This window comes from Citrobacter sp. U14242 (assembly GCF_046555775.1).
Classification (GTDB): domain Bacteria; phylum Pseudomonadota; class Gammaproteobacteria; order Enterobacterales; family Enterobacteriaceae; genus Citrobacter.
In genome coordinates this window covers 231,783-257,419 of the sequence record NZ_JBKGLW010000003.1, presented here as the reverse complement: position 1 = coordinate 257,419, position 25,637 = coordinate 231,783, and the positions used below count along the sequence as shown (strand labels likewise).

Below are 25,637 nucleotides of genomic sequence, written 5' to 3'. Positions count from 1 at the left end.
TCGCACTGATAAGCAAATAACGCGCAATGTGCACAGTAGCCGTGTGATGGTGATATACTTGCGCGCCTGGATGCAGTCGCGGGTATGGGCTGCTGTATTTTTTTCCATTACAAGTCGTTCAGACTTGCCTAAGAACCATTGCCGCCATGAAGTTTATCATTAAATTGTTCCCAGAAATCACCATCAAAAGCCAATCTGTGCGTTTGCGCTTTATAAAAATTCTGACAGGGAACATTCGTAACGTTTTAAAGCACTACGATGAAGACCTTGCCGTTGTCCGCCACTGGGATCACGTTGAGGTTCGCGCCAAAGATGAAACCCAGCGTCTGGATATTCGCGACGCGCTGACCCGTATTCCGGGGATCCACCATATTCTCGAAGTAGAAGACGTGCCGTTTACCGATATGCACGACATTTTCGAGAAAGCACTGGTGCAATACCGCGATCAACTGGAAGGAAAAACCTTCTGTGTGCGCGTCAAGCGCCGCGGTAAGCATGAATTTAGCTCCATTGAAGTGGAACGTTATGTTGGCGGTGGACTGAATCAGCATATTGAATCTGCACGCGTGAAGCTGACGAAGCCGGATGTGACCGTCAATCTTGAAATCGAAAATGACCGTCTGCTGCTGGTAAAAGGCCGCTATGAAGGTATCGGCGGTTTCCCGATTGGTACACAAGAAGACGTTCTGTCGCTGATTTCTGGTGGTTTTGACTCAGGTGTGTCCAGCTACATGCTGATGCGTCGTGGTTGCCGCGTACATTACTGTTTCTTTAACCTCGGCGGCGCTGCGCATGAAATCGGCGTTCGCCAGGTGGCGCATTATCTGTGGAACCGCTTTGGTAGCTCACATCGCGTACGCTTTGTTGCTATCAACTTTGAGCCGGTAGTCGGTGAGATCCTGGAAAAAGTCGACGACGGGCAGATGGGCGTGGTCCTTAAGCGCATGATGGTCCGCGCGGCGTCTAAAGTCGCTGAGCGCTATGGCGTACAGGCGCTGGTAACCGGTGAAGCGCTGGGCCAGGTCTCCAGCCAGACACTGACCAACCTGCGTTTGATCGATAACGTTTCTGATACTCTGATCCTGCGCCCGCTGATCTCGCACGACAAAGAGCACATCATTAATCTGGCGCGTGAAATCGGTACTGAAGACTTTGCCCGTACCATGCCGGAATACTGCGGGGTGATTTCAAAAAGCCCGACGGTGAAAGCGATTAAAGCGAAGATTGAGGCCGAAGAACAAAACTTCGATTTCTCGATCCTCGATAAAGTGGTTGAAGAAGCGAACAATATTGACATTCGCGACATCGCCCAACAGACACAGCAGACCGTGGTGGAAATCGAAACCGTGAGCGGCTTTGGCCCGAACGATGTGATTCTGGATATTCGCTCTGTCGATGAACAGGATGACAAACCGCTGAAGGTGGAAGGTGTGGACGTGGTTTCTCTGCCGTTCTACAAGTTGAGCACTAAATTCGGCGATCTGGACCAGAATAAAACCTGGCTGCTGTGGTGTGAACGCGGGGTGATGAGCCGTCTGCAGGCGCTTTATCTGCGCGAACAGGGCTTTGAAAACGTGAAGGTGTATCGTCCGTAGTCCCTTTTGTTGCCCTGGCTTTAGGTGCCGGGGCAACATAAGTCTATCGGCTAAGCGAACCCACAGTGTTCATAAGTTGTACCGCAATCTTTGGAATGTCTTCTGTACTAAAAAAACCCATCGTCACAGCAATTGCAATCAACTTCTCTTTATTATCCAGCAGTGGGCAGGCAATAGACTGCGCCCCTGGAATGCCGTGGGTAGGTTGATAACGCACAGCAAAACCCTGCAGCCGGATTTGAGCAATCTGGGAAGCATGCTGATCATCTTGCGGATGGTCTGTAAAGCTCATAAAAATCTGCCCGGCAGCGCTGTGATGAAGCGGTACAGGGGTGTTGGGGAGGAAATCAATATCAACATTACGAAAGCTGCGGTTATAGTGCTTCAGTACGAGTCCTTCGCCAGTGCTGACAACCACCCCCGTAGAATAGTTAAACTTATCGCGAAAAGCGGTGAGGACGTCATTGAGTTTACTGATCGGATCGCTTTCGCCTGAGCCGTTTCCGGACAACTGATGAAGAGTTGCCCCCAGTGAGTAAATTCCTTTCTCATTCTGGCACAACATCCCCGTTCTACACAATGAAATCAGATACTTATGCAGGCGGCTTTTGGACAGATTGCATCCATTAGCGATATCGATAGCTCTTGCCTGGCCGTCGTAACGCGCAACAAAAGTCAGAATGCCGACGGCGATATCAACCGAATTTACCCCTTGAGATGTCTCAGTCATATTTTTTCTCTATTTAAGATCCTCCCAATTATATCACTGTGCTTTAAATCATTACTGCCCTCGCAATTTAAAAAACAACGCTACTCCTAAATGATTAGAACTTGATACATCGCAAGTTAACTAATGATGTCCTTTGGTTCACTGATGATGAACTTTGTGAGGGGCAATTATGGAAACATTAAATAAGATACGTTTAAAAAGAAGAACCTTGCTAAAAGGGCTGGGCGTGGTGGGATTGTCTTCTCTGGGGGGCGTTTTTTTAACGTTACGACAGGCCAATGGCTCGCCGCTGCCCCGATTTCGTCTAAAGCAAGCGGATTACCAGACGTTTCGTTCTACTTGTGCGATGGAGTGTTTGCACTGCAATCTCACAGCCTATGTCTGGAAAGATCGCTTAATGAAAATTGAAGCGACGAAAGATTTCAATGTGAAGTGTTGTTTACGAGGGATTAGCCGAACGAAATGGGTCTACCACCCTTTGCGTTTAACGCAACCTCTGCTCCGTACAGGAGAAAAAGGAGAAGGTAAGTTTAAGCCGATCAGTTGGGACGCCGCGCTGGATTTGATTGAGAAAAAAATCAGAGAAACTATCGCAACTGACGGTAATAAAGGCCTGTTCCTTACCGCAGCATCCGGAAATATGGATTCTATTAAAAATGATATGGGTAAGGCTTTTTTTGATTATCTCGGTGGAGCAACGAAACACGCTGGATCGTTATGCTGTGCGGCGGTAACTGCCGCCATGATGCCAATGGTGGGATTAAGGTACGCGGATACCCGGGATACGATAGCCGATAGTCGATATATCCTGTGCTGGGGAAATAACCCTGCTGTCACTATGCACGCGTACTTCAAATATTATTCACAGGCACAGCGTAACGGAGCGCGGATAGTCGTTATCGATCCTCGCTTTAACGAAACAGCAGCCAAAGCAGATGAATGGGTTCCTATCGTGCCCGGTACGGATATCGCATTGGCGCTGGGAATGATCAACATCATTATGGAAGAAAAACGTTATGACGCTGATTTTTTGCGAGCACATACAGGAGCCGTCTACCTGGTTGATGACCAGCAGCAACTGATGCGTGCAGATCCCCTGGATATTGACAGCTACCTGGTTTTTGATACGCGAACTCAGACGCTGAAACGACATGATGAGCCTGGTGTAATCCCTGCGTTACTGAGCGATGAACTACCCGTTGATTGTCACTTTATGACTGTGCTGGATACCGTTTGGGCGCAGGCCAAACCCTGGTCGGCGCAGAAGGTTGAGGAAGAAACCGATGTTCCTGCACAGACCGTGTTACGTCTGGCGCGCGATTACGCTTCCACACAGCCTGCCATGATTGTTCAGAATATGTCCGGTGCACAGAGAACCGAGTTTGGAACGTACGTGGCCGCAAGCCAGTTTTATCTGGCACTGATTACCGGCAACATCGGAAAACGTGGAGCGGGTGTCTGTGATGCTGGAGGTGTCCGGCAGATGGCTAAATTTTCACCGATTATTCCACCTGCACCTCATGCGGAAAAAATTCCCTCCATTCCCATTTCTAAAATTGGCGACTGGCTTGTTAACGAAAAGCCTCATCCTGTTAAGTTCTGGTGGAATATGACGCTGGGCGCGATGACGCAGCTTCCTAATACTAACCAGGTCAGAGAAGCATTTAAAAAAGTTCCGTTTGTTGTGGTTGCGGACAACCTGATGAGTTCATCCGCGTTGTATGCCGACCTGGTGCTGCCTGTCACGACGATTTTTGAGGACATCAGCCTGATGGCGGGCGTGCGCAGCCATTATGTTCAGTTGATGGAAAAAGCGGTGGAACCGCCGGGAGAAGCAAAACCCGATTACTGGATTTTTGCCCGCCTGGCCGAGCGCTTTGGCTTTGGCGACGTCTTTAACCAGCCCATTGAGCACTACATCGATACTTGTCTTAAAGGTTCGGGTATTACCCGTGAAATGTTGAAAAAAGGGCCTGTGTGCCCTGTTGAAGAGGACTGGATCCCGTTTAAAGATGGTCAGTTCCGCACGTCGACTGGCAAAGCACATTTTTATATAGAAGAGTGGGCGAAAAAGAAATTTATGCCTGTGGTGACCTGGAAACAGGTGACGGAATCGGTGAAAGGTTCGCCTGAACTTGCCCATAAGTATCCCCTTATGGCGGTACAGCGAAAGCTGGCGCGCAGTGTGCATTCCAGCCACGGCATGAATGAGTGGATCCTTGAAGTTCAGCGCAACCGCCCGAACGTTATGATTCACCCGGAAGATGCCCAACATCGCCAGATACAAGCAGGAGAATGGGTTGTCGTCTTCAATCATCGTGGGGAACACCGCGCCATTGCTGATGTTACAACGCATATTAAACGAGGCGTTGTCAGTCTGGATAACGGCTGGTGGGAACAGCAGGGCGGAAGCAGTAGTCATGTTACCAACGATCAGGTGGAATTGCTGGGAAATGGTCACTGCTGTAACAGTACGCTGGTTGATGTCAGAAGGGAGGCTCAATCATGATAAAACAGTATGGATTTCTTATTGATATGCAAAACTGTTATGGCTGCAAGACCTGCAGCATGGCCTGCAAATCGGAAAATATGACGCCGCTCGGGGTGCTATGGCGTCGGGTTCGCGAATGTCGTACGGATGAGCCCAACACCCAGGCGTTTATTAGCATGTCATGTAACCACTGCGACGACCCTCAGTGTATGAAAGTGTGCCCGGCAGGAACGTACACTAAACGGGCGGACGGTATTGTTGTGCAGGACCACGAACGATGTATCGGGTGTCGAATGTGCATAATGGCCTGTCCCTGGAGTGCGCCGGTTTATGATCCTAATGAGGGAAAAACCAGCAAATGCAATCTGTGTGCAGAAAGATTAGATGAGGGATTGCAGCCGCGTTGTGTCGAGTCTTGCCCTGCGGGAGTATTACGTTTTGGTGATATAGCGACGCTACGCAAAGAATACACTACTCAATGGGCTGTGTTGGAAAAACGCTACAACCTACCTGACCATAACATCAGTAAGCCCAATATTGTGATTATTCCGGCACAGGACTGAGGTGAAAAAATGGAACATTATGAACTACCACTCGTTTTTTTCACGGTCTTTGCGCAATGGGGGGTTGGCGGGGTATTGGCGCTTACGCTGTGTCAGAGTTTCAGTACAACGAAATTCAGTGCAAACCAGTATCGTATGTTGGCATTGCTTTTTTGGAGCATCACGGTGTTGGGGTCATTAGCATCTCTGGCGCATCTGGGAACGCCCACCGGAGCATACCGTGCACTGGCAGGGTTGGGAATATCCTGGCTTAGCAGGGAAGTGGTTATGTTTATTGCGCTGAATACAATGATATTTTGTTGGATGGGGTTATGTTGGTTTAAGCCTCAGCATTGGGCTGTTAACCCTCTGGGGGGGATGACGGCGCTTATTGGGCTGGCGTCAATTTTGGTGACTTCTCAGGTTTATTATCAGATGACGCTGCATCCGCTCTGGTCTTCGATTGCCACACCGGTCGGCTTTTTGGCAACGGCTATTTTGCTCGGTTTTATAAGTGTGGCCGCGGCGTTTGGTTACTGGCACAACTCATCGTCGACCTTATGCAAAGCTGGGGTCATCATCGGAATTCTGTTAACCGCTGGTGCGTTGTGGATTCGCTTTCAGGTTCCAGGAGCTGATGCCTCAAGTCCTCTGTTCTGGTGGCAGCTATTTGCCAGTATTGGCGTTGCGGTATGGTGCATTTCTCGTCGGAATGTTGGGGGGAGCGCTTACGCTTGGGGGGCTGTTATTTTGACTGGCGAACTGGCGGGAAGGATGCTGTTTTACAGTAATGTCATGAGCGGAGCGCCATGGTTCTAAGTGGGTATACTTTTCCCTCTTCAAACCCGGTGTGTTGCACGCCGGATGGCGAAGAACTCTGCCGCCATCCGGTAATATAACGATATTATTCAAAACGCACGGGGAGCGTTTTCCCGTTCGATTCCCAGACGCCCTGATAAACCCCGTCTTTTAAATCCAGCGTTATCTTCTCTTGCGTTTGTTCAGCGGCAGATGTCTTCAGTTCATAATGTTGATTGTTTTCAACGTCGCACTTGCCGGTTAATTCAATCGGTGCGCAAAATTTCTGGTAAAAGTAAGCCCCTTCAAAAAAATCACCGTATTTGCAGTCCACCTTCAGCACAATACGCATGCTTTTTCCCAGCGTGCCGTACATCACCTTGCCGTCAATACTGGGCGCTGGCTCAACCGGTGTTGTACTCTTTGCGGTAGTCAAATACTGGCCGTACGGCGTGAACTGATTATGCAGTTCTGCGGTCGGTACTTTCGTGGTGAAATCGCCCAGATCGTCGAGCGCACGACTGGCGTGGTTGCTACAGCGTCCGTTCAGAAAAGCCAGGTGGCCTTTTTGCAGGGAGAATTTGTCGATGTAGTACAACCCATCAGTGTAGGTAGCGCATGAAGCGTAGAAATCGGCATAGTCAAAATCCTCACCTTTTTCTTCTTTTATTTGCTCGGGCGTCTGTGATTTATGCGCCGCAACGAAGGCATCGATTTGGCCACGGATATCTTTTCTGATGCGGGTGTTTAATTCGGCCATCGTGGCGCGGGAAAACAGATCGTTAAGGGTAATAGCGGCGCCGTTGGCTAAATCGAAGCTCAGCGGTACATTGTACGACTCGCAATACGCCCCGCAGCCTTCGACAAACATATTCAGGGTCAGAACCTTGGCGTCGCGATACTCAACCGTGTAGTCAAGGTTTGCGGTGGGATTCCTCTCTGATTTCGCAAACTGATTCACTGTAGCCTGCGGATTATTACCCGGTAGCTGGTTGATAAAGCTTGCGAAAATATAATCATTAATGCGTTTAGCGACTGTCGGGTTATCCGCCGAGCTAAACCACGGCAGGCGATACTGCATCTCAGTGCTGTTGGGATAGCGGTACTCAATGTTCTTTATTTCAAGCTGGGTTGCTGTGGTGTAGCCGGAAAGGAGCAGTAAAGCCACTCCGCTCAGATATCCTTTCATCATATTTCCTTGTAAGGAAGTGGCCTGAAGATTTACTCGTAGTAGTTATAAATTCCCGCAGCCATCACCAGTTGTGATGCCACCTCATGGGCTTTTTCGCGACTCACCAGCAGATCGATGATTTTTAAACCAAAATCGATGGCGGTGCCCGGTCCCTGGCTGGTTAACAGGTTAACGCGCGGATCCCATACGACGCGCTTGTCCTGCCACTGTTCGGCTGGAATCTTCTCTTTCAGCGCGGGGAAACCGGTCATATTACCGATGGGGAAAATATCGTGCGGGACGAGCACGGTGGCGGCAGCGGCACAAATCGCGGCGACAATGCGTCTGGAGCGATGGAATTGCTTCACTGTTTCGATAAGCAACGGGCTGTCACGAAAACATTCAGCGCCTTTAATGCCACCAGGCAACACGATAATGTCGAAATCACCGTCCGCAACTTCGACCAGGGGCGCATCAGCCAGTAACTTCACGCCACGCGAACAGACAATCGTCAGGTTGCCATCGCTGGCGACGCTTGCGGTCGTGACCTTAATGCCGCCACGAACCAGCAGATCGATAGTGGTGACCGCTTCGGTCTCTTCACTACCAGGGGCGAGGCAAACCAGTGCCTGAGCGCTCATACTCACTCTCCTTTCGCTTTACCATTTCAAACAGGCGGGCATTTTCCGGGACGGCGATGCCGTGCGCACGTGCGCGTTTTAACAAATAACCGGTAATGTAGTCGATCTCAGTATGACGCAAGGCACGAATGTCCTGCAGCATTGATGAGATATTTTCCGCTGTGCTGTCAATCACTTGCTCGACATAATAACGTAAATCATCCGCTGATGTGTGGTGACCTTCGCGCTCGATGACCGCCGCCACTTCCTCGCATATCAATGCTATTTTTTCTGGATGCTGACGCAGTTCGCCGTTGGGACAGTTCCAGAGTGCGGTGAGTGGGTTAATGACACAGTTCACAGCCAGCTTACGCCACAGCTCCGCACGAATAGTGTTGTGCCAGGCGACATCGGGCAGGACATCTTGCAGAATTTCAGCCAGATAGCTGAAATCACCATCTTGTTCACGTGCCGGGCCAATACGTGTTGTGCCCTGGGCTACATGAATAATGACGTTCCCATCACGGCGTGCCGCGTGAGTGGTCGTACCCATCAACAGGGGTTGCCGAATGCTACGCAGTTCTTCAATTGTCCCCATACCGTTGTGAATTAACAGAATGGGGGTGGTTTCAGGCAGAATAGCGGCCAGGCTTTTGACTGCGTCAGAAACCTGCCAGGCTTTTAGTGTCACCAGCAGCAGATCGCTTTTCGCCAAAAAATCGGGGTCGTTTGCCGTCAGGGATTCATTAAAAACGGATCCATCCGTGTCAATCAGGTTTACGCTGCAATAAGGTTGCGGCACGCGTAGCCACCCTTGCACCTCATGCCCATGTTTGCACAGCGCTGTAAGCCACAGCTGTCCTAACGCTCCGCATCCCAGTACGGTAATTCTCATTCTTCCTCCTCACCTGCAACAGCACCAGGTGTTAATCCATATCCGCTACATCCCATTATTGTTCGCAGCTATCAGTACCACGTACAATTAAAGGATACAGCCTAGTATAGCGCTGTCTGTTGAGTAACTTTGCAGGTATTATGCTTCGCATCAAAAATGAAGGGAGAGGAAAAGATGCCATCTTTCGATATTGTTTCTGAAGTTGATCTTCAGGAAGCCCGTAACGCGGTCGATAATGCCAGCCGCGAAGTGGAGTCACGCTTCGATTTTCGTGGCGTTGAGGCCACCTTTGAGCTGAACGAGTCAAATAAGACGATTAAGGTGCTGAGCGAGTCTGATTTCCAGGTTAATCAGTTGCTGGATATTTTGCGTGCCAAACTGCTGAAACGTGGTATTGAAGGCACGTCGCTGGATGTACCAGAAACTTTCGTGCACAGCGGTAAAACCTGGTTTGTCGAAGCTAAACTGAAGCAAGGTATTGAAAGCGCAGTGCAGAAGAAAATTGTCAAGCTGATCAAAGACAGCAAACTGAAGGTGCAGGCGCAGATTCAGGGCGAAGAAATTCGTGTAACCGGTAAGGCGCGTGACGATCTGCAATCCGTTATGGCGCTGGTTCGCGGTGGCGATCTCGGCCAGCCGTTCCAGTTCAAAAACTTCCGCGACTAAGTCGTTATGTCAGATGGCGCAAACCGCCATCTGACAATCTCATCATCACGCCTGGCTTATCGCCTGCTCAATTTCAAATCGGTTGGTCACTTTGCTGTCGATTTTCACGTAGGCTGAATGCTCTTTTGCCACAATTAATACCTCACTCACGCCTTCTTTTGCCAGCAGACGCTGTTTCAGGGTGTCATCCGCAGCAATTTCAGGTGGGATTTCCACGCGCAGGCTACTGACATACGGCGGCTCTTTCATTGTACTTGCCACCAATAACCATACTGCTGCCAGAAGCGCGCCAGCCAGGAATACCGCCTGACCGTCAAACATTTCGACCACCCAACCGCCCAGCGAACCGCCAATCGCCACGCCGAGGAACTGGCTGGTGGAGTAAACGCCCATCGCCGTGCCTTTATAGCCAGCCGGAGACTCTTTACTGATAAGCGAGGGGAGGAGGGCTTCCATCAGGTTAAAGGCGAGAAAGAATAGCTGTACGCCCGCAATCAGCCCCCAGAAACGAATGTTAGCGGCCCACAATACAATCTCTGCAATAAGAATCAGTAACACGCAGGCGAGGAACACGCGTTTCATCCGGCGCTTCACTTCGGCGTAAATGATGAACGGCACGACAGAAACAAAAGACAGTAGCATCGTCACCAGATAAATTTTCCAGTGTTCGGCGGCGGGGAAGCCTGCTTTCGCCAGTTGTCCCGGTAAGGCGACGAAGGTGGACATCAGTAAAATGTGCAGACACATGATGCCAACATTGAGTTTCAGCAGTTTGGGCTCCGCCAGCACTTTGCTGAAGCTATCTTTTACCATGCCCGACTCGCGGTTCAACACATGGCTGGTGCTATTGGGTACGACCCACACGGTCAGCACGATCCCCGTGGTGGCAAGGGCGGCGATCATCCAGAACAGCGCGTGGAGCCCCAGCGCATGGGTGACGATTGGCCCCAGCACCATCGCAATGGCGAAGGTGATACCAAAGCTAACGCCGATAAACGCCATCGCTTTGGTGCGGTTTTGCTCGCGGGTTAAATCGGAAAGCAGCGCCATTACGGCGGCGGCAATCGCGCCAGAGCCTTGTAGGGCGCGGCCGAGAATAATTCCCCAGATTGAATCGGAGAGGGCGGCAATCACGCTGCCGAGAACGAATACCGCCAGCCCGCCGACAATAAGCGGCTTACGGCCGATGCGGTCAGAGAGCAGGCCAAAGGGGATCTGGAAGACGGCTTGCGCCAGACCGTAAATGCCGATGGCAAGGCCTATCAACGCTTCGCTGGCGCCCTGTAGCGCCATACCGTACGTGGTCAGAACTGGCAGGACCATAAACATGCCAAGCATGCGCAACGAGAATACGGTCCCTAAACCCCAGGTGGCGCGCAACTCACCGGGCGTCATTTTGTAATCGTTCATTCCCACCTCTGTATTAATTTCGCGCCTAGTGTAAAGCGGTATGCAGGCAGGGTAAATACGTGGTTATTTAACAAATATGACATTGTGTTGTATTTATGATGCGAATAAAAAAAGGGTGCCGAAGCACCCTTTTTGCATGAGCAGATTTTTACCAGACGTAAGTCAGCAGGTTCTGCGAGTTTGGCACCATAAAGTCGACGGACATCATCACGGAAAGCGCGGTAATGGCGATGATGGAGAACCCGAACAGCTTGCGCGCCCAGACTTTGTCATCTTCCACTTTATAACCGCGCAGCGCCATACCTAACCACCAGACACTCACCGCCGCAGCAACAATCAGGTACTTATAACCTGCATAGCCGCCCAGGGTTAGCATCAGCGTGGCAATAGCAAACGCCACGATGTACAGCGTGATATGGTTTTTCGCGACCGAAATACCTTTCACCACCGGCAGTACCGGGATGTTGGCAGCCTGATAATCCTTAAAGCGGAAAATCGCAATCGCGTAAGAGTGCGGCATCTGCCACAGGCTGAAAATAGCCAGCAGAATCAGCGCACCGCTATCGAACTCACCGGTTACGGCGCAATAGCCAATCACCGGTGGTGCTGCGCCGGAGAGTGAGCCAATCAGCGTACCGTAAACGGAATGGCGCTTCATATACAGGCTATAGACGCCCACATAGACCACGAAGCCCATTACCCCCAGCCAGCAGGCAAGAGGGTTCGCGCCAAACCACAGCAGCATAAAGCCAGCAATACCCAGCAGGGTGGCGTATACCAGCGAGACCGCAGGGGAAATCAGACCTTTAACCAGCACGCGGTTTTTGGTCCTCTCCATCTTCCTGTCGATATCCCTGTCGATGTAGTTGTTAAATACACAACCCGACGCCACAACCAGTGACACCCCAACCAGCGTGTAGATAAACAGGGGATAATCGATGCTGCCTTTCGAGGCCAGCAGGAATCCCCCAATCACCGAGATCAGGTTGCCAAAGATGATGCCTGGTTTCGTTACTTGCAGGTATTGCTTAAACATCATAATCGCCGCTCTTAGTGCATCATCATGTTGTAGTTAAGGTTCCACATAATCCAGATGGAGCCCACAACCAGGATGGCGATGATTAGCACAGTAAAGACAAAGGCCGTCATGTTCCAACCTTCATCAGATTTACTATTCATGTGCAGGAAGCACACCAGGTGCACCAGAATCTGTACCACTGCCATTGCCAGAATAGTTCCCAGAATGACGGCCGGAGAGGCAGAACCTGTCATGACCATCCAGAACGGAATGACCGTCAGGATGATCGACAGGATAAAACCTGTCATGTAGGTTTTTACGCTGCCATGGGATGCGCCGCCGCTCTCGTTAGCATGACTCATTACATCGCCCCCATCAGATAAACAACAGTGAACACACAGATCCACACCACATCAAGGAAGTGCCAGAACAGGCTCAGGCACATGATGCGGGTGCGGTTAGTACTGGTCAGGCCGCGACGAGCAACTTGCACCATCAGCACCGCCATCCAGATAAGACCGGAGGTGACGTGCAGACCGTGCGTGCCGACCAGCGCGAAGAACGCAGACAGGAAGCCGCTGCGATCCGGGCCCATACCGTTAACAATCAGGTGATGGAATTCATAGAGTTCCATCCCGATGAATCCGGCACCAAACAAGAAGGTCAACGCCAGCCAGGAGATAACCTGGCTCTTGTTGTTCTTGTACATGGCGATCGCCGCCATGCCGTAAGTAATGGAGCTGAATAACAGCAGGAATGTTTCAACAAGAACGAACGGCAGTTCAAAAATGTCCTTACCTGTTGGGCCACCTGCGGTGCCGTTCACCAGAACGGCATAGGTTGCAAACAGAATAGAGAACAGAATGCAGTCGCTCATCAGGTAGATCCAAAATCCGAAGATTTTGGTCTGGCCTGCATCGTGGTGCCCGTGTTCGTGCGCGTGGGCATTCGCGTGCGTTAAAGTATCAGTTGCCATTTTTCAGCCCTGCCTTAGTAATCTCATCGAAATGCTGGTTTTCCAGTTTTTCGACTTCCGGTACCGGCACGTAGTAATCCACGTCTTCATCAAAGCTTTTCACGATCCAGCTGATGATCATGCCTGCGAAGCTTGCAATCGCCAGCCACCAGATATGCCAGATCATGGCGAAACCAAACAGTGTTGCGAAGGCGGTAATGACGATACCGGCACCGCTATTCTTCGGCATATGAATTTCTTCATAGTGCGCAGGCTGCTTGTACGCTTCACCTTTTTCTTTCATTTCCCAGAAGGCATCACGCTCGTGGACGTGTGGCACAACAGCAAAGTTATAGAACGGCGGCGGGGAAGAGGTTGCCCACTCCAGCGTACGACCACCCCATGGGTCACCGGTCAGGTCACGATTCTGCTCGCGGTCACGAATAGACACGTAGATCTGAATCAGCTGGCACAGGATACCCAGTGCAATCAGTGCGGCACCGCAGGCGGCAACGACCAGCATTGGATGGAACTGTGGGTCAATCTGCTGGCTGAGACGACGAGTCATACCCATGAAGCCCAGCACGTACAGCGGCATAAATGCCACGAAGAAGCCGATGATCCAGAACCAGAATGCGCGTTTACCCCAGGTTTCGTTCAGCGTGAAGCCGAACGCTTTTGGCCACCAGTAGGTCATACCTGCGAAGCAGCCAAATACGACGCCGCCGATGATAACGTTATGGAAGTGCGCAATCAGGAACAGACTGTTGTGCAGTACGAAGTCCGCACCCGGAACCGCCAACAGCACACCGGTCATACCGCCGACTGAGAAGGTCACGATAAAGCCAATCGTCCACAGCATCGCTGAGTGGAATACGATACGGCCCTGATACATGGTGAACAGCCAGTTGAAGATCTTCACCCCGGTCGGGATGGCGATAATCATGGTGGTAATACCGAAGAAGGCGTTTACGTTAGCGCCTGCACCCATGGTGAAGAAGTGGTGCAGCCAAACAACGAACGACAGAACGGTGATACACACGGTTGCCCACACCAGTGAGGTGTAACCAAACAGGCGTTTACGCGAGAAGGTTGCAGCGATTTCGGAGAACACCCCGAAGACCGGCAGAACCAGGATGTACACTTCCGGATGGCCCCAGGCCCAAATCAGGTTGATGTACATCATCATGTTGCCGCCCATATCGTTGGTAAAGAAATGGGTGCCCAGATAGCGATCCAGGGTCAGCAACGCGACGGTAACCGTCAGGATTGGGAAAGACGCGATAATCAGGATGTTGGCGCACAGAGATGCCCAGCTAAATACTGGCATCTTGAACATCGTCATACCTGGTGCACGCATCTTAATGATGGTCACAAAGAAGTTGATACCGGTCAGCGTTGTACCGATACCGGACAACTGGACTGCCCATATCCAATAATCGACCCCGACGCTTGGACTGTACTCTATTCCCGAGAGCGGCGGATAGGCCAGCCAACCGGTCTGTGCGAATTCACCTACGCCCAGAGACAGGTTAACCAGGATTACGCCGACAACGGTGAACCAGAAGCTCAGGTTGTTCAGGAATGGGAAAGCAACGTCACGTGCGCCGATCTGCAGCGGAACCACCAGGTTCATCAGACCGATAACAAATGGCATTGCCACGAAGAAGATCATGATCACGCCGTGAGCCGTGAAGATCTGGTCGTAGTGGTGAGGAGGCAGGAAGCCCGCTTCACCTGCAGAAGCCAGCGCTTGCTGACTACGCATCATGATGGCGTCGGCAAAGCCACGAATCAACATGACGATTGCGACGATGACATACATGATGCCAAGGCGTTTGTGGTCAACCGAAGTCAGCCACTCTTTCCACAGGTAGGTCCACTTACCGAAGTAAGTGATTAGGCCGAGTAAGGCCGCACCACCGATGATAATGGCAGCGATCGTAACCATGACAATGGGTTCATGGAACGGCACTGCATCCAGCGTCAATTTTCCGAACATCGTATTCTTCCTCGGCCCCTTAGTGAGCGGATTCCGCGTGGCTCATGTCCATGCCTTCCATGCCTTCGTGTGCGTTGTGCTCACCTTCGGGTTGGGTCATGTCCATGCTCTTACCGTGAGCCATAAATTTGTTAATAACGTCTTTAAACAAATCGGGTTTCACGTTGGAGAAGTATTCCACCTGGTTGTATTCGCTTGGCGCAGCCACTTTCTCGAACGCAGCCATGTCGCTCATGGTGTTCGTGGACTGTTTCGCTTTAGCAACCCATTGGTCGAATTCGGCGCGGTCCTTTGTTGCGATAGCCTTGAACTTCATACCGGAGAAGCCGGGTCCGCTGTAGCTTGCGGAGATACCATCATAAGTACCGACTTCGTTGGCGATCAGATGCAGTCGAGTCTGCATACCGGCCATGGCATAAATCTGGCTACCCAGACGCGGGATAAAGAAGGAGTTCATCACGGAGTTGGATGTCACTTTGAATTCAACCGGAGTATTCGCCGGGAAGGCGATTTCATTCACGGTAGCGATACCCTGTTCCGGATAGATGAAGAACCATTTCCAGTCCATGGAAACCACTTCGATGGTAATGGGCTTCTCGTCATGCGCCAGCGGTTTGCTTGGCTCAAGAGCGTGAGTGGTTTTCCAGGTCAGAACGGCAAGGAAAATAATGATTAAGATAGGCACCGTCCAGACCACAGCTTCCACTTTATTGGAGTGTGACCAGTTCGGGCTGTACTTCGCATCTTTATTGCTTGCACGATACTTCCAGGCAAAACCAACAGCCATCAAGATGGCAGGAATAACGACAATCAACATCAGGCCAAATGCCGTCAGTATCAATGACCGTTGTTCCAGTCCAATCTGTCCTTTAGGGTCAAGCAGCGCAGAATTACAACCACTGAGTAATGCAGTGCCTGCAATTAATGACAACCATCCCAAACTTTTATTGTATTTCCTGAGTCTCATTTAACGACCTCAATTCCACGGGACCGGGTGGCGTTTAAAGTGTGAGGGCATTTTACGGGAAGGTTACATTACTGTAAACATCATTGGATCTGTGTTACCGGGTTCTGCCGTGCATGTCACATATGTTGCAATATATGTCGCCTCGGCTTTAAGAACCTGTTGCAACATCACGTTATAACGAAAGCGGGCGAGCAGGGGAGGTGTTGAGGGCAATTGGTATAACCAATACGAAAATAAAACAATTGCTTAACAATTGATTATCAATAAAAAGACAAATAACGAACAAAAAATAAATCTGATTCGGCTGAATCGAGTAAGGAAAATAGAATTTATAAAAGGAGTCAATAATTTCCAAATTCTATGGCGCACAAAACAACAAATTATATTTTTATTAACTGCTGTTTATTTAGCCGTTATAATTACGCAGGGTGATTACAACGGCCAAATAAACCGGTCAGATTACGCCAGACGAGTTTTGCGTAGTGCCAAATAATCCAGCAGTCCACCGAATACCACACCGCAGACGGCGACCACGACGGCCACTTCAAGCAGTTCCGACAGGAAAGAGAAGTTGGTGTAATCGAGGGCGTTCATCGTCAGAAGTAGCAGCCAGACAGCCAGCAAACAGCAGCCCGCCACTAACGTCATCAAAGCCAGATTGTACGCACCACGAAACTCTGTGCGTGGAATAAAACTCTCATTTTGCCAGCTATGTTCCAGCGTCTGGCGACAAACCAGCAGCAGCAGGAGTCCTGGGATCGCGGCAAACACGGAAAACAGATAAAACGTGGGCCAACCGTGGGCCTCGACGAACCAACCTGCCACTGGGCCCACATAGACGCGGCCAACAGCCGAAAGGGCAGAGAGTAGGGCAAACTGGGTTGCGGAGAACGATTTATTACACAGCGTCATTAATAAGGCGACAAACGCCGCAGTACCCATTCCGCCGCACAGGTTTTCGAAGAAAACCGCTGCCGCCATACTGATCATGTGCTTGTCTGTAATAGAAAGCAGCCAGTATCCGGCGTTTGATACGCCCTGCAGAATGCCGAAAATGAGTAACGCGCGAAACAGCGAAAGGCGCTGCATCAGGATCCCGCCGTACAGCGCGCCGATTATTGTCGCCAGCAGTCCCAGCGTTTTATTGACGACGCCGACTTCACCGGCATCAAATCCGACGCCGCGGATTAAAAACGTCGTGGTCAGGCTCATGGCGAAAGCATCACCAAGCTTATACAGCACAATGAGCAGCAAAATCAGCCAGGCGTTGTTACGGCCAAAAAAGTCACGCAGTGGCGCAGCAACCGCTTGTTCCAGTGTTTTGGGCACTGGAATGGTGTCAGTGGGTTCGGGCGCTAACAGGGTGGCGATAATGCAGGGAATTAGTAGTGCCGCCATCAGCCAGTACATACCCTGCCAGCCGAGCCAGCGGTCGGCCATCCACAGTGCCAGACCACCGGAAACCAGCATCCCCAGGCGGTAACCCAGTACGCTGATTGCTGCACCGGTACCACGTTCTTCTGCCGGTAAAACGTCTGTTTTCCAGGCGTCAAAAACAATATCCTGCGACGCGGAACAAAATGCGATCACCACTGCGAGTGCCGCCATCCAGCGTAACTGCGTTCCTGGTTCCAGAAAACCCATCGCGGCGATGGAAATAAGAAGCATCACCTGGGTCGTCAATAGCCAACCGCGACGACGACCTAAAAACGGTGGCGTGTAGCGGTCCATCACCGGGGACCAGAGAAACTTAAAGACGTAGGCCTGGCCGACCAGAGAAAAGAAACCGATAGTTTTCAGATCGATGTTTTCGACCGTCATCCACGCCTGAAGCGTACCGGAGGTCAGGGCGAGCGGTAAACCGGAAGCAAAACCTAACATCAGCAGAATCGCTGATTTTGGTTGCTGAAAAATACGTAAATAGTGATTGGACATGGGCATTAAAAGCTGACCCGGCGAAATGCCGGGTCAGGGGGCTTAAATTAGCGAGCGTTCTGCTTGATGAAATCGTGAACACTGGTGTCCTGGGACATATCAGCGATGGTGTCGGTCAGGACGCTGTTAACGGCATCAGCAATATTTTTGTTAGAGGCCTGGAATGCGCCTTCAACAGAGTAGCTGGCACGGTAGTTTTTGGTCATCTTGTTGCCGTTGGCAGCCGTTGCAATAATGGCAATGTCTGCTTTGGTTGCGATGTTATAGCGCACGCTACCCTGAGACACGTCAGCATACAGCTGGCTTACGATGATTTGCAGGTTAACTGCACCGTTTGGACCCACCATATAACCGCGTGCAGTCATCTGCTTTTCCAGCACTTCTTGCAGCAGGAAGCGTAGATCGCGAGACGCAGTCAGAGTAACCAGTTGATTGTCGCGGGTCACTTTTGCCAGCGCCTGATCCTGACGCTGGTCGGCGCCGTTGATGCTGACAGTCACTCCCATCAGACTCGGATCCTGCTGTGGCAGGGTAATTTTCGGCGATACGTTGATGGTAGTGGGCGGAGTTGCGCAGCCAGCCAACATAAACAACGCGACTAAAGGGAAGAGGATTTTTTTAAACATGCCAGGGCTCTCAGCGAATCTAAATTGTATGGTTAGAGAAAATTCCCGCCATCATAACATCGCCAACGATGAGGGGAAGTGGGTAACGCATGTAAATTCATCATGTTGTCCGTTTGATGATGTTGTAGAGACCATAAATGGCCTTTTTGCAATAACGCGAACACAAGAATCAGTGAACTTCATTCGTTTGGGTGAGAAAATCAGACAAGCGCTAATTTTTTGTTGCTAAGGTGTAATGAAAACGGTAAAAGCGGCTAATATTTAAAGGGATGGGTGACATCTCAGCGTTGTCGGAGGAAAAATTTCATGATGATTCGTGAGCAAATAGAAGAAAAATTAAGGGCAGCGTTCCAACCCGTGTTCCTCGAAGTTGTGGATGAAAGCTATCGTCACAATGTCCCGGCAGGTTCTGAAAGCCACTTTAAGGTTGTGCTGGTCAGCGATCGCTTTACAGGTGAACGTTTTCTTAATCGTCATCGGATGATTTACAGCACGTTAACGGCGGAGCTTTCCACAACCGTACATGCTCTGGCCCTGCATACCTACACCATTAAGGAATGGGAGGCGTTGCAGGATACCATTTTTGCATCACCTCCGTGTCGTGGAGCGGGAAGCATCGCCTAAAAAACGGATTTGCAACAACCGGCGCTTTTCCAGTATGTTGCTACAGATTATGTGAAAACGGCCTGCGGGCCGTTTTGTTTTGTCTGAATTCTGAGTAGGTCGTCCAGTATTCAGACAAAAATTAGCCGGGAATTGTGAAAAAAGCCGCAGCAACGCGCAATAACCGTTCTCGACTCATAAAAGTGATGCCGCTATAATGCGCGTCTTATTTTTCGGAATGTCTTCGGGATGATTCTGACGACAGGGAATGTGATTGATTATGAGAACATCCCAGTTCCGCGAAGCCAACAACCTGTGCTTGCGGAGAAGAGTTGACCGAGCACTGTGATTTTTTGAGGTAACAAGATGCAAGTTTCAGTTGAAACCACTCAAGGCCTTGGCCGCCGTGTAACGATTACTATCGCTGCTGACAGCATCGAGACCGCTGTGAAAAGCGAGCTGGTCAACGTAGCGAAGAAAGTGCGTATTGACGGTTTCCGCAAAGGAAAAGTACCGATGAATGTCGTTGCTCAGCGTTATGGCGCTTCTGTTCGCCAGGACGTTCTGGGTGACCTGATGAGCCGTAACTTCGTTGATGCCATCATCAAAGAAAAAATTAATCCGGCTGGCGCACCGAACTACGTTCCGGGCGAATACAAACTGGGTGAAGATTTCACTTACGCGGTAGAGTTCGAAGTTTACCCGGAAGTTGAGCTGACCGGTCTGGATGCAATCGAAGTTGAAAAACCGGTTGTTGAAGTTACCGACGCTGACGTTGACGTTATGCTGGATACCCTGCGTAAGCAGCAGGCTACCTGGAAAGACAAAGACGGCGCTGCTGACGCAGAAGACCGTGTCACCATCGACTTTACCGGTTCTGTAGACGGCGAAGAGTTCGAAGGCGGCAAAGCGTCTGACTTCGTACTGGCGATGGGCCAGGGTCGTATGATCCCGGGCTTTGAAGAAGGCGTTAAAGGCCACAAAGCTGGCGAAGAGTTCACCATCGACGTGACCTTCCCGGAAGAGTACCACGCTGAAAACCTGAAAGGTAAAGCCGCTAAATTCGTTATCAACCTGAAGAAAGTTGAAGAACGTGAACTGCCGGAACTGACCGAAGAATTCATCAAACGTTTTGGCGTTGAAGATGGTTCCGTAGCCGGTCTGCGTGCTGAAGTACGTAAAAACATGGAACGTGAGCTGAAAGGCGCTGTGCGTAACCGCGTTAAGTCTCAGGCGATCGAAGGTCTGGTTAAAGCCAACGACATCGACGTTCCTGCTGCACTGATCGACAGCGAAATCGACGTTCTGCGTCGTCAGGCTGCACAGCGTTTCGGTGGCAACGAGAAGCAAGCTCTGGAACTGCCGCGTGAACTGTTCGAAGAACAGGCTAAGCGTCGCGTAGTTGTTGGACTGCTGCTGGGCGAAGTGATTCGTACCAATGAACTGAAAGCTGACGAAGATCGCGTAAAAGGCCTGATCGAAGAAATGGCTTCTGCTTACGAAGATCCGAAAGAAGTTGTTGAGTTCTACAGCAAAAACAAAGAGCTGATGGACAACATGCGTAACGTCGCTCTGGAAGAACAGGCTGTTGAAGCGGTTCTGGCGAAAGCTAAAGTGACTGAAAAAGCCACTACTTTCAACGAACTGATGAACCAGCAGGCGTAATTCGTTGCTTTTATAGCACGAAATTCGCACATAAACCCGTCACCTTCTGGTGGCGGGTTTTTTTTTGTCACGCATTTTGCATGGGAAGGGTGCGAAAACAGCGTTTCAGTGTTAGCGTTACAACAAAAGATTGTTATGCTTGAATTATGGCGATGTCGTACCCATTACAGAGGGACTAGCTGATAATCCGTCCATAAGGTTACAATCAGCACAGCAGGTTTTTTCAAATTTTATCCAGGAGACGGAAATGTCATACAGCGGCGAACGAGATAACTTTGCACCCCATATGGCGCTGGTGCCGATGGTCATTGAACAGACCTCGCGTGGTGAGCGCTCTTTTGATATCTATTCTCGTCTACTTAAGGAACGCGTCATTTTTCTGACCGGCCAGGTCGAAGACCATATGGCTAACCTGATTGTGGCGCAGATGCTGTTCCTGGAAGCAGAAAACCCGGAAAAAGATATCTACCTGTATATTAACTCCCCTGGTGGCGTGATTACTGCAGGGATGTCTATCTATGACACCATGCAGTTTATTAAGCCGGACGTTAGCACCATTTGTATGGGCCAGGCGGCCTCAATGGGCGCGTTTCTGCTGACTGCCGGGGCGAAAGGTAAACGTTTTTGCCTGCCTAACTCTCGCGTCATGATCCACCAGCCTCTGGGCGGTTACCAGGGTCAGGCAACGGATATTGAAATTCATGCCCGTGAAATCCTGAAGGTAAAAGGGCGCATGAACGAACTTATGGCGCATCATACGGGTCAATCTCTCGAGCAGATTGAACGTGATACCGAGCGCGATCGCTTCCTCTCCGCTTCTGAAGCGGTGGAGTACGGTCTGGTCGACTCGATTTTGACCCATCGTAATTAATGCCCAGGGCGCAGGTGTGCCGCTATAATTACCTGGAGCGGCACAACGCTGACTAGCGTCTTGCGCCTGAGAATGGCATTTGCGTCGTCGTGTGCGGCACAAAGAACAAAGAAGAGGTTTTGACCCATGACAGATAAACGCAAAGATGGCTCGGGCAAATTGTTGTACTGCTCTTTTTGCGGCAAAAGCCAGCATGAAGTGCGTAAGCTGATTGCCGGACCATCCGTGTATATCTGCGACGAATGTGTTGATTTATGTAACGACATCATTCGCGAAGAGATTAAGGAAGTAGCACCGCACCGTGAACGCAGTGCGCTGCCGACGCCACATGAAATTCGCAACCACCTGGACGATTACGTTATTGGCCAGGAACAGGCGAAGAAAGTGCTGGCGGTCGCGGTATACAACCATTACAAACGTCTGCGCAACGGCGACACCAGCAATGGCGTCGAGTTGGGCAAAAGTAACATCCTGCTAATTGGCCCGACGGGTTCTGGTAAAACGCTGTTGGCTGAAACGCTGGCGCGTCTGCTGGACGTTCCGTTCACAATGGCCGATGCCACCACCCTGACCGAAGCCGGTTATGTGGGTGAAGATGTTGAAAATATTATTCAGAAGCTGTTGCAGAAGTGCGATTACGACGTGCAGAAAGCGCAGCGCGGTATTGTCTATATCGATGAGATCGACAAGATTTCGCGTAAATCAGACAATCCGTCTATTACGCGTGACGTTTCCGGTGAAGGCGTACAGCAGGCGCTGTTGAAACTGATCGAAGGTACGGTTGCTGCCGTTCCGCCACAGGGTGGACGCAAACATCCGCAGCAGGAGTTCTTGCAGGTTGATACCTCTAAGATTCTGTTTATCTGTGGTGGTGCGTTTGCCGGTCTGGATAAGGTGATTGCTAACCGTGTTGAAACCGGCTCCGGCATTGGTTTTGGCGCGACGGTAAAAGCCCAGTCCGATAAGGCCAGCGAAGGTGAACTGCTGTCGCAGGTTGAACCAGAAGATCTGATCAAATTTGGTTTGATCCCTGAGTTCATCGGCCGTCTGCCCGTTGTGGCAACGCTGAGCGAACTGAGTGAAGAAGCGCTGATCCAGATCCTGAAAGAACCGAAAAACGCCCTGACTAAGCAGTATCAGGCGCTGTTCAATCTTGAAGGTGTGGATCTGGAATTCCGCGAGGAAGCGCTGGATGCTATCGCCAGGAAAGCGATGATTCGTAAAACCGGTGCGCGTGGTCTGCGTTCTATCGTAGAAGCCGCGTTGCTGGACACTATGTACGATCTTCCTTCTATGGAAGACGTTGAAAAAGTGGTGATCGACGAGTCTGTGATTGGCGGTCAGAGCAAGCCGTTGCTGATTTACGGTAAGCCGGAAGCACAGCAGGCATCTGGCGAATAATTCATCAATTCATACAGACGTTTAACCAAAAAGGGGGGATTTTATCTCCCCTTTTATTTTTCCGTAAACATGGCGTTGAATGTGTGGGAAACATCCCCATATACTGACATACATGTTAAAGGTGGTGTGAAGCACAGTCGTACCACCTGATTACCTGGCGGAAACTAAACTAAGAGAGAGCTCTATGAATCCTGAGCGTTCTGAACGCATTGAAATCCCCGTATTGCCGTTGCGCGATGTGGTGGTTTATCCGCACATGGTCATACCCTTATTTGTAGGGCGGGAAAAATCTATCCGTTGTCTTGAAGCGGCTATGGACCATGATAAAAAAATCATGCTGGTCGCGCAGAAAGAAGCGTCAACGGATGAGCCGGGTGTAAACGATCTTTTCACCGTCGGGACCGTGGCCTCTATTTTGCAGATGCTGAAACTGCCTGACGGCACCGTAAAAGTGCTGGTCGAGGGGTTACAGCGCGCGCGTATTTCTGCGCTGTCTGATAACGGCGAGCATTTCTCTGCGAAAGCGGAGTACCTTGATTCGCCTGCTATTGATGAGCGCGAACAGGAAGTGCTGGTGCGTACCGCAATCAGCCAGTTCGAAGGCTATATCAAGCTAAACAAAAAAATCCCACCAGAAGTGCTGACGTCGCTTAACAGCATTGACGATCCCGCGCGTCTGGCGGACACCATCGCTGCCCATATGCCGCTGAAGCTGGCGGATAAGCAGTCCGTGCTGGAGATGTCAGACGTGAATGAACGTCTGGAATATCTGATGGCAATGATGGAATCCGAAATCGATCTGCTGCAGGTTGAAAAACGCATTCGCAACCGCGTGAAAAAGCAGATGGAGAAGTCTCAGCGTGAGTACTATCTGAATGAGCAAATGAAAGCGATTCAGAAAGAGCTCGGCGAGATGGATGATGCGCCGGATGAAAACGAAGCGCTGAAACGTAAGATTGACGCGGCGAAGATGCCGAAAGAGGCAAAAGAGAAAGCGGAAGCAGAGCTGCAGAAGCTGAAAATGATGTCTCCGATGTCGGCGGAAGCCACCGTGGTACGCGGCTACATCGACTGGATGGTACAGGTGCCGTGGAACGCGCGTAGCAAGGTCAAAAAAGACCTGCGTCAGGCACAGGAAATCCTCGATACCGACCATTATGGTCTGGAGCGTGTGAAAGACCGTATTCTTGAGTATCTTGCGGTCCAGAGCCGTGTGAACAAAATCAAGGGACCGATCCTGTGTCTGGTTGGACCGCCAGGGGTGGGTAAAACCTCTCTGGGTCAGTCCATCGCGAAGGCGACAGGGCGTAAATACATCCGTATGGCGCTGGGTGGCGTGCGTGATGAGGCTGAAATTCGTGGTCACCGCCGGACTTATATTGGCTCGATGCCGGGCAAACTGATCCAGAAAATGGCCAAAGTGGGCGTGAAAAACCCGCTGTTCCTGCTTGATGAGATCGACAAAATGTCTTCTGACATGCGTGGCGATCCGGCATCAGCGCTGCTTGAGGTGCTGGATCCAGAGCAGAACGTGGCGTTCAGCGATCACTACCTGGAAGTGGACTACGACCTCAGCGACGTCATGTTCGTTGCGACGTCGAACTCCATGAACATTCCGGCACCGTTGCTGGATCGTATGGAAGTGATTCGTCTGTCTGGCTATACCGAAGACGAGAAGCTTAATATAGCTAAACGTCATCTGTTGCCAAAACAGATTGAGCGTAATGCGCTGAAAAAAGGCGAGCTGACGGTCGACGATAGCGCCATTGTGGGCATCATTCGTTACTACACTCGTGAAGCGGGCGTGCGTAGTCTGGAGCGTGAAATCTCCAAACTGTGCCGTAAAGCAGTTAAGCAATTGTTGCTCGATAAGTCACTGAAACACATTGAGATCAATGGCGATAACCTGCACGACTACCTGGGTGTGCAGCGCTTTGACTATGGCCGTGCGGATAACGAAAACCGCGTCGGTCAGGTCACGGGTCTGGCATGGACAGAAGTGGGCGGCGATCTGCTGACCATTGAAACCGCCTGTGTTCCTGGTAAAGGCAAGCTGACTTACACCGGATCGCTCGGCGAAGTGATGCAGGAATCCATTCAGGCAGCACTGACCGTGGTGCGTGCGCGTGCGGAAAAACTGGGTATTAACCCGGACTTTTACGAAAAACGCGACATCCACGTTCACGTACCTGAAGGCGCGACGCCGAAAGATGGTCCAAGTGCGGGTATTGCCATGTGCACTGCGCTGGTCTCATGCCTGACCGGTAATCCGGTTCGTGCCGATGTGGCGATGACTGGCGAGATCACCCTGCGTGGTCAGGTTCTGCCTATCGGTGGTTTGAAAGAAAAACTGTTGGCGGCGCACCGTGGTGGTATTAAGACGGTCTTAATTCCAGACGAAAACAAACGTGACCTGGAAGAGATTCCGGACAACGTTATCGCCGATCTGGACATCCATCCGGTGAAACGTATTGAGGAAGTTCTGACTCTTGCGTTGCAAAATGAACCCTCTGGAATGCAGGTTGTGACGGCAAAATAGTGACCTCGCGCAAAGAGCATTAATAAAAACAGGGCTGGCAGGCCATTTCGGGCTTGCCAGCCTTTTTTTGTATAGCTAATTTAGATAACGGATTGGGCTTGCCATCATTATCGGGTGTTGTAAGGGCATGGCAGGCC

Annotated in this window: 22 protein-coding genes; 10 read left to right on the top strand and 12 right to left on the bottom strand. The window is 50.8% G+C overall.

Annotated elements, in window-relative coordinates; translation table 11 throughout:
- Positions 1 to 146 precede the first annotated feature (146 nt).
- Positions 147 to 1,595 carry a tRNA uracil 4-sulfurtransferase ThiI gene (thiI, locus tag ACLJXE_RS06200; RefSeq protein WP_410750372.1) on the top strand — a complete coding sequence of 483 codons (1,449 nt, stop codon included), beginning with the start codon at positions 147 to 149 and terminating at the stop codon, positions 1,593 to 1,595.
- 43 nt (positions 1,596 to 1,638) lie between these two features.
- On the opposite strand, the gene ACLJXE_RS06195 is transcribed toward thiI, so the two are convergent.
- Complete coding sequence (locus ACLJXE_RS06195) at positions 1,639 to 2,325, bottom strand: helix-turn-helix domain-containing protein (protein ID WP_410750371.1); 687 nt, start codon at positions 2,323 to 2,325, stop codon at positions 1,639 to 1,641.
- A gap of 169 nt (positions 2,326 to 2,494) precedes the next feature.
- On the opposite strand from ACLJXE_RS06195, the gene ACLJXE_RS06190 reads away from it, so the two are divergent.
- The 3 genes from ACLJXE_RS06190 to ACLJXE_RS06180 are packed head-to-tail and all read left to right on the top strand — an operon-like array spanning position 2,495 to position 6,177.
- On the top strand, positions 2,495 to 4,834 hold the full coding sequence (locus tag ACLJXE_RS06190; protein WP_410750370.1) for a molybdopterin-dependent oxidoreductase: 2,340 nt from the start codon (positions 2,495 to 2,497) through the stop codon (positions 4,832 to 4,834).
- Complete coding sequence (locus ACLJXE_RS06185) at positions 4,831 to 5,379, top strand: 4Fe-4S dicluster domain-containing protein (protein ID WP_410750369.1); 549 nt, start codon at positions 4,831 to 4,833, stop codon at positions 5,377 to 5,379. The genes ACLJXE_RS06190 and ACLJXE_RS06185 overlap by 4 nt, the downstream gene beginning before the upstream one ends.
- A gap of 9 nt (positions 5,380 to 5,388) precedes the next feature.
- Positions 5,389 to 6,177 carry a dimethyl sulfoxide reductase anchor subunit family protein gene (locus ACLJXE_RS06180; protein ID WP_410750368.1) on the top strand — a complete coding sequence of 263 codons (789 nt, stop codon included), beginning with the start codon at positions 5,389 to 5,391 and terminating at the stop codon, positions 6,175 to 6,177.
- 85 nt (positions 6,178 to 6,262) lie between these two features.
- On the opposite strand, the gene ACLJXE_RS06175 is transcribed toward ACLJXE_RS06180, so the two are convergent.
- Genes ACLJXE_RS06175 through panE form a run of 3 tightly spaced genes read right to left on the bottom strand, consistent with a single transcriptional unit; the run spans position 6,263 to position 8,842 of the window.
- Complete coding sequence (locus ACLJXE_RS06175) at positions 6,263 to 7,345, bottom strand: hypothetical protein (protein WP_410750473.1); 1,083 nt, start codon at positions 7,343 to 7,345, stop codon at positions 6,263 to 6,265.
- 32 nt (positions 7,346 to 7,377) lie between these two features.
- Complete coding sequence (gene yajL, locus ACLJXE_RS06170; protein WP_410750367.1) at positions 7,378 to 7,968, bottom strand: protein deglycase YajL; 591 nt, start codon at positions 7,966 to 7,968, stop codon at positions 7,378 to 7,380.
- Positions 7,931 to 8,842 carry a 2-dehydropantoate 2-reductase gene (gene panE, locus ACLJXE_RS06165; protein ID WP_286628505.1) on the bottom strand — a complete coding sequence of 304 codons (912 nt, stop codon included), beginning with the start codon at positions 8,840 to 8,842 and terminating at the stop codon, positions 7,931 to 7,933. The genes yajL and panE overlap by 38 nt, the downstream gene beginning before the upstream one ends.
- A 174-nt stretch (positions 8,843 to 9,016) precedes the next feature.
- On the opposite strand from panE, the gene ACLJXE_RS06160 reads away from it, so the two are divergent.
- Complete coding sequence (locus ACLJXE_RS06160; protein ID WP_003831002.1) at positions 9,017 to 9,508, top strand: YajQ family cyclic di-GMP-binding protein; 492 nt, start codon at positions 9,017 to 9,019, stop codon at positions 9,506 to 9,508.
- Between the two features lie 45 nt (positions 9,509 to 9,553).
- On the opposite strand, the gene ACLJXE_RS06155 is transcribed toward ACLJXE_RS06160, so the two are convergent.
- From ACLJXE_RS06155 to ACLJXE_RS06120, 8 genes are all read right to left on the bottom strand, one after another.
- Positions 9,554 to 10,918, bottom strand: a complete 1,365-nt coding sequence (locus tag ACLJXE_RS06155; protein ID WP_410750366.1) for an MFS transporter — start codon at positions 10,916 to 10,918, stop codon at positions 9,554 to 9,556.
- Positions 10,919 to 11,066: 148 nt separating this feature from the next.
- Positions 11,067 to 11,957, bottom strand: a complete 891-nt coding sequence (cyoE, locus tag ACLJXE_RS06150) for a heme o synthase (protein WP_137378452.1) — start codon at positions 11,955 to 11,957, stop codon at positions 11,067 to 11,069.
- A gap of 11 nt (positions 11,958 to 11,968) precedes the next feature.
- A complete protein-coding gene (locus ACLJXE_RS06145; RefSeq protein ID WP_003021607.1) occupies positions 11,969 to 12,298 on the bottom strand; it encodes a cytochrome o ubiquinol oxidase subunit IV in 330 nt (109 codons plus the stop codon).
- A complete protein-coding gene (locus ACLJXE_RS06140) occupies positions 12,298 to 12,912 on the bottom strand; it encodes a cytochrome o ubiquinol oxidase subunit III (protein WP_045440539.1) in 615 nt (204 codons plus the stop codon). The genes ACLJXE_RS06145 and ACLJXE_RS06140 overlap by 1 nt, the downstream gene beginning before the upstream one ends.
- Positions 12,902 to 14,893, bottom strand: a complete 1,992-nt coding sequence (gene cyoB, locus ACLJXE_RS06135; RefSeq protein WP_003021610.1) for a cytochrome o ubiquinol oxidase subunit I — start codon at positions 14,891 to 14,893, stop codon at positions 12,902 to 12,904. The genes ACLJXE_RS06140 and cyoB overlap by 11 nt, the downstream gene beginning before the upstream one ends.
- A gap of 19 nt (positions 14,894 to 14,912) precedes the next feature.
- Entirely contained in the window at positions 14,913 to 15,860 is a 948-nt protein-coding gene (gene cyoA / locus ACLJXE_RS06130) for a cytochrome o ubiquinol oxidase subunit II (protein ID WP_271441079.1), read from the bottom strand.
- A 459-nt stretch (positions 15,861 to 16,319) separates the two neighbouring features.
- A complete protein-coding gene (ampG, locus tag ACLJXE_RS06125; protein WP_410750472.1) occupies positions 16,320 to 17,795 on the bottom strand; it encodes a muropeptide MFS transporter AmpG in 1,476 nt (491 codons plus the stop codon).
- Between the two features lie 47 nt (positions 17,796 to 17,842).
- The gene (locus tag ACLJXE_RS06120; protein ID WP_005125164.1) at positions 17,843 to 18,421 is read right to left on the bottom strand and encodes a lipoprotein; all 579 of its coding nucleotides are present in this window, start codon (positions 18,419 to 18,421) and stop codon (positions 17,843 to 17,845) included.
- A 306-nt stretch (positions 18,422 to 18,727) separates the two neighbouring features.
- Here ACLJXE_RS06120 and bolA point away from each other — a divergent pair, with 306 nt between their 5' ends.
- The 5 genes from bolA (at position 18,728) to lon (ending at position 25,500) form a co-directional block, all read left to right on the top strand.
- Complete coding sequence (gene bolA / locus ACLJXE_RS06115; RefSeq protein ID WP_040232707.1) at positions 18,728 to 19,045, top strand: transcriptional regulator BolA; 318 nt, start codon at positions 18,728 to 18,730, stop codon at positions 19,043 to 19,045.
- 345 nt (positions 19,046 to 19,390) lie between these two features.
- Positions 19,391 to 20,689 carry a trigger factor gene (gene tig, locus ACLJXE_RS06110; protein ID WP_137384629.1) on the top strand — a complete coding sequence of 433 codons (1,299 nt, stop codon included), beginning with the start codon at positions 19,391 to 19,393 and terminating at the stop codon, positions 20,687 to 20,689.
- A 247-nt stretch (positions 20,690 to 20,936) separates the two neighbouring features.
- A complete protein-coding gene (gene clpP, locus ACLJXE_RS06105; RefSeq protein WP_003021624.1) occupies positions 20,937 to 21,560 on the top strand; it encodes an ATP-dependent Clp endopeptidase proteolytic subunit ClpP in 624 nt (207 codons plus the stop codon).
- 126 nt (positions 21,561 to 21,686) lie between these two features.
- The gene (clpX, locus tag ACLJXE_RS06100) at positions 21,687 to 22,961 is read left to right on the top strand and encodes an ATP-dependent protease ATP-binding subunit ClpX (RefSeq protein ID WP_040232704.1); all 1,275 of its coding nucleotides are present in this window, start codon (positions 21,687 to 21,689) and stop codon (positions 22,959 to 22,961) included.
- Positions 22,962 to 23,145: 184 nt separating this feature from the next.
- Complete coding sequence (lon, locus tag ACLJXE_RS06095; RefSeq protein WP_016152052.1) at positions 23,146 to 25,500, top strand: endopeptidase La; 2,355 nt, start codon at positions 23,146 to 23,148, stop codon at positions 25,498 to 25,500.
- Positions 25,501 to 25,637: the final 137 nt, after the last annotated feature.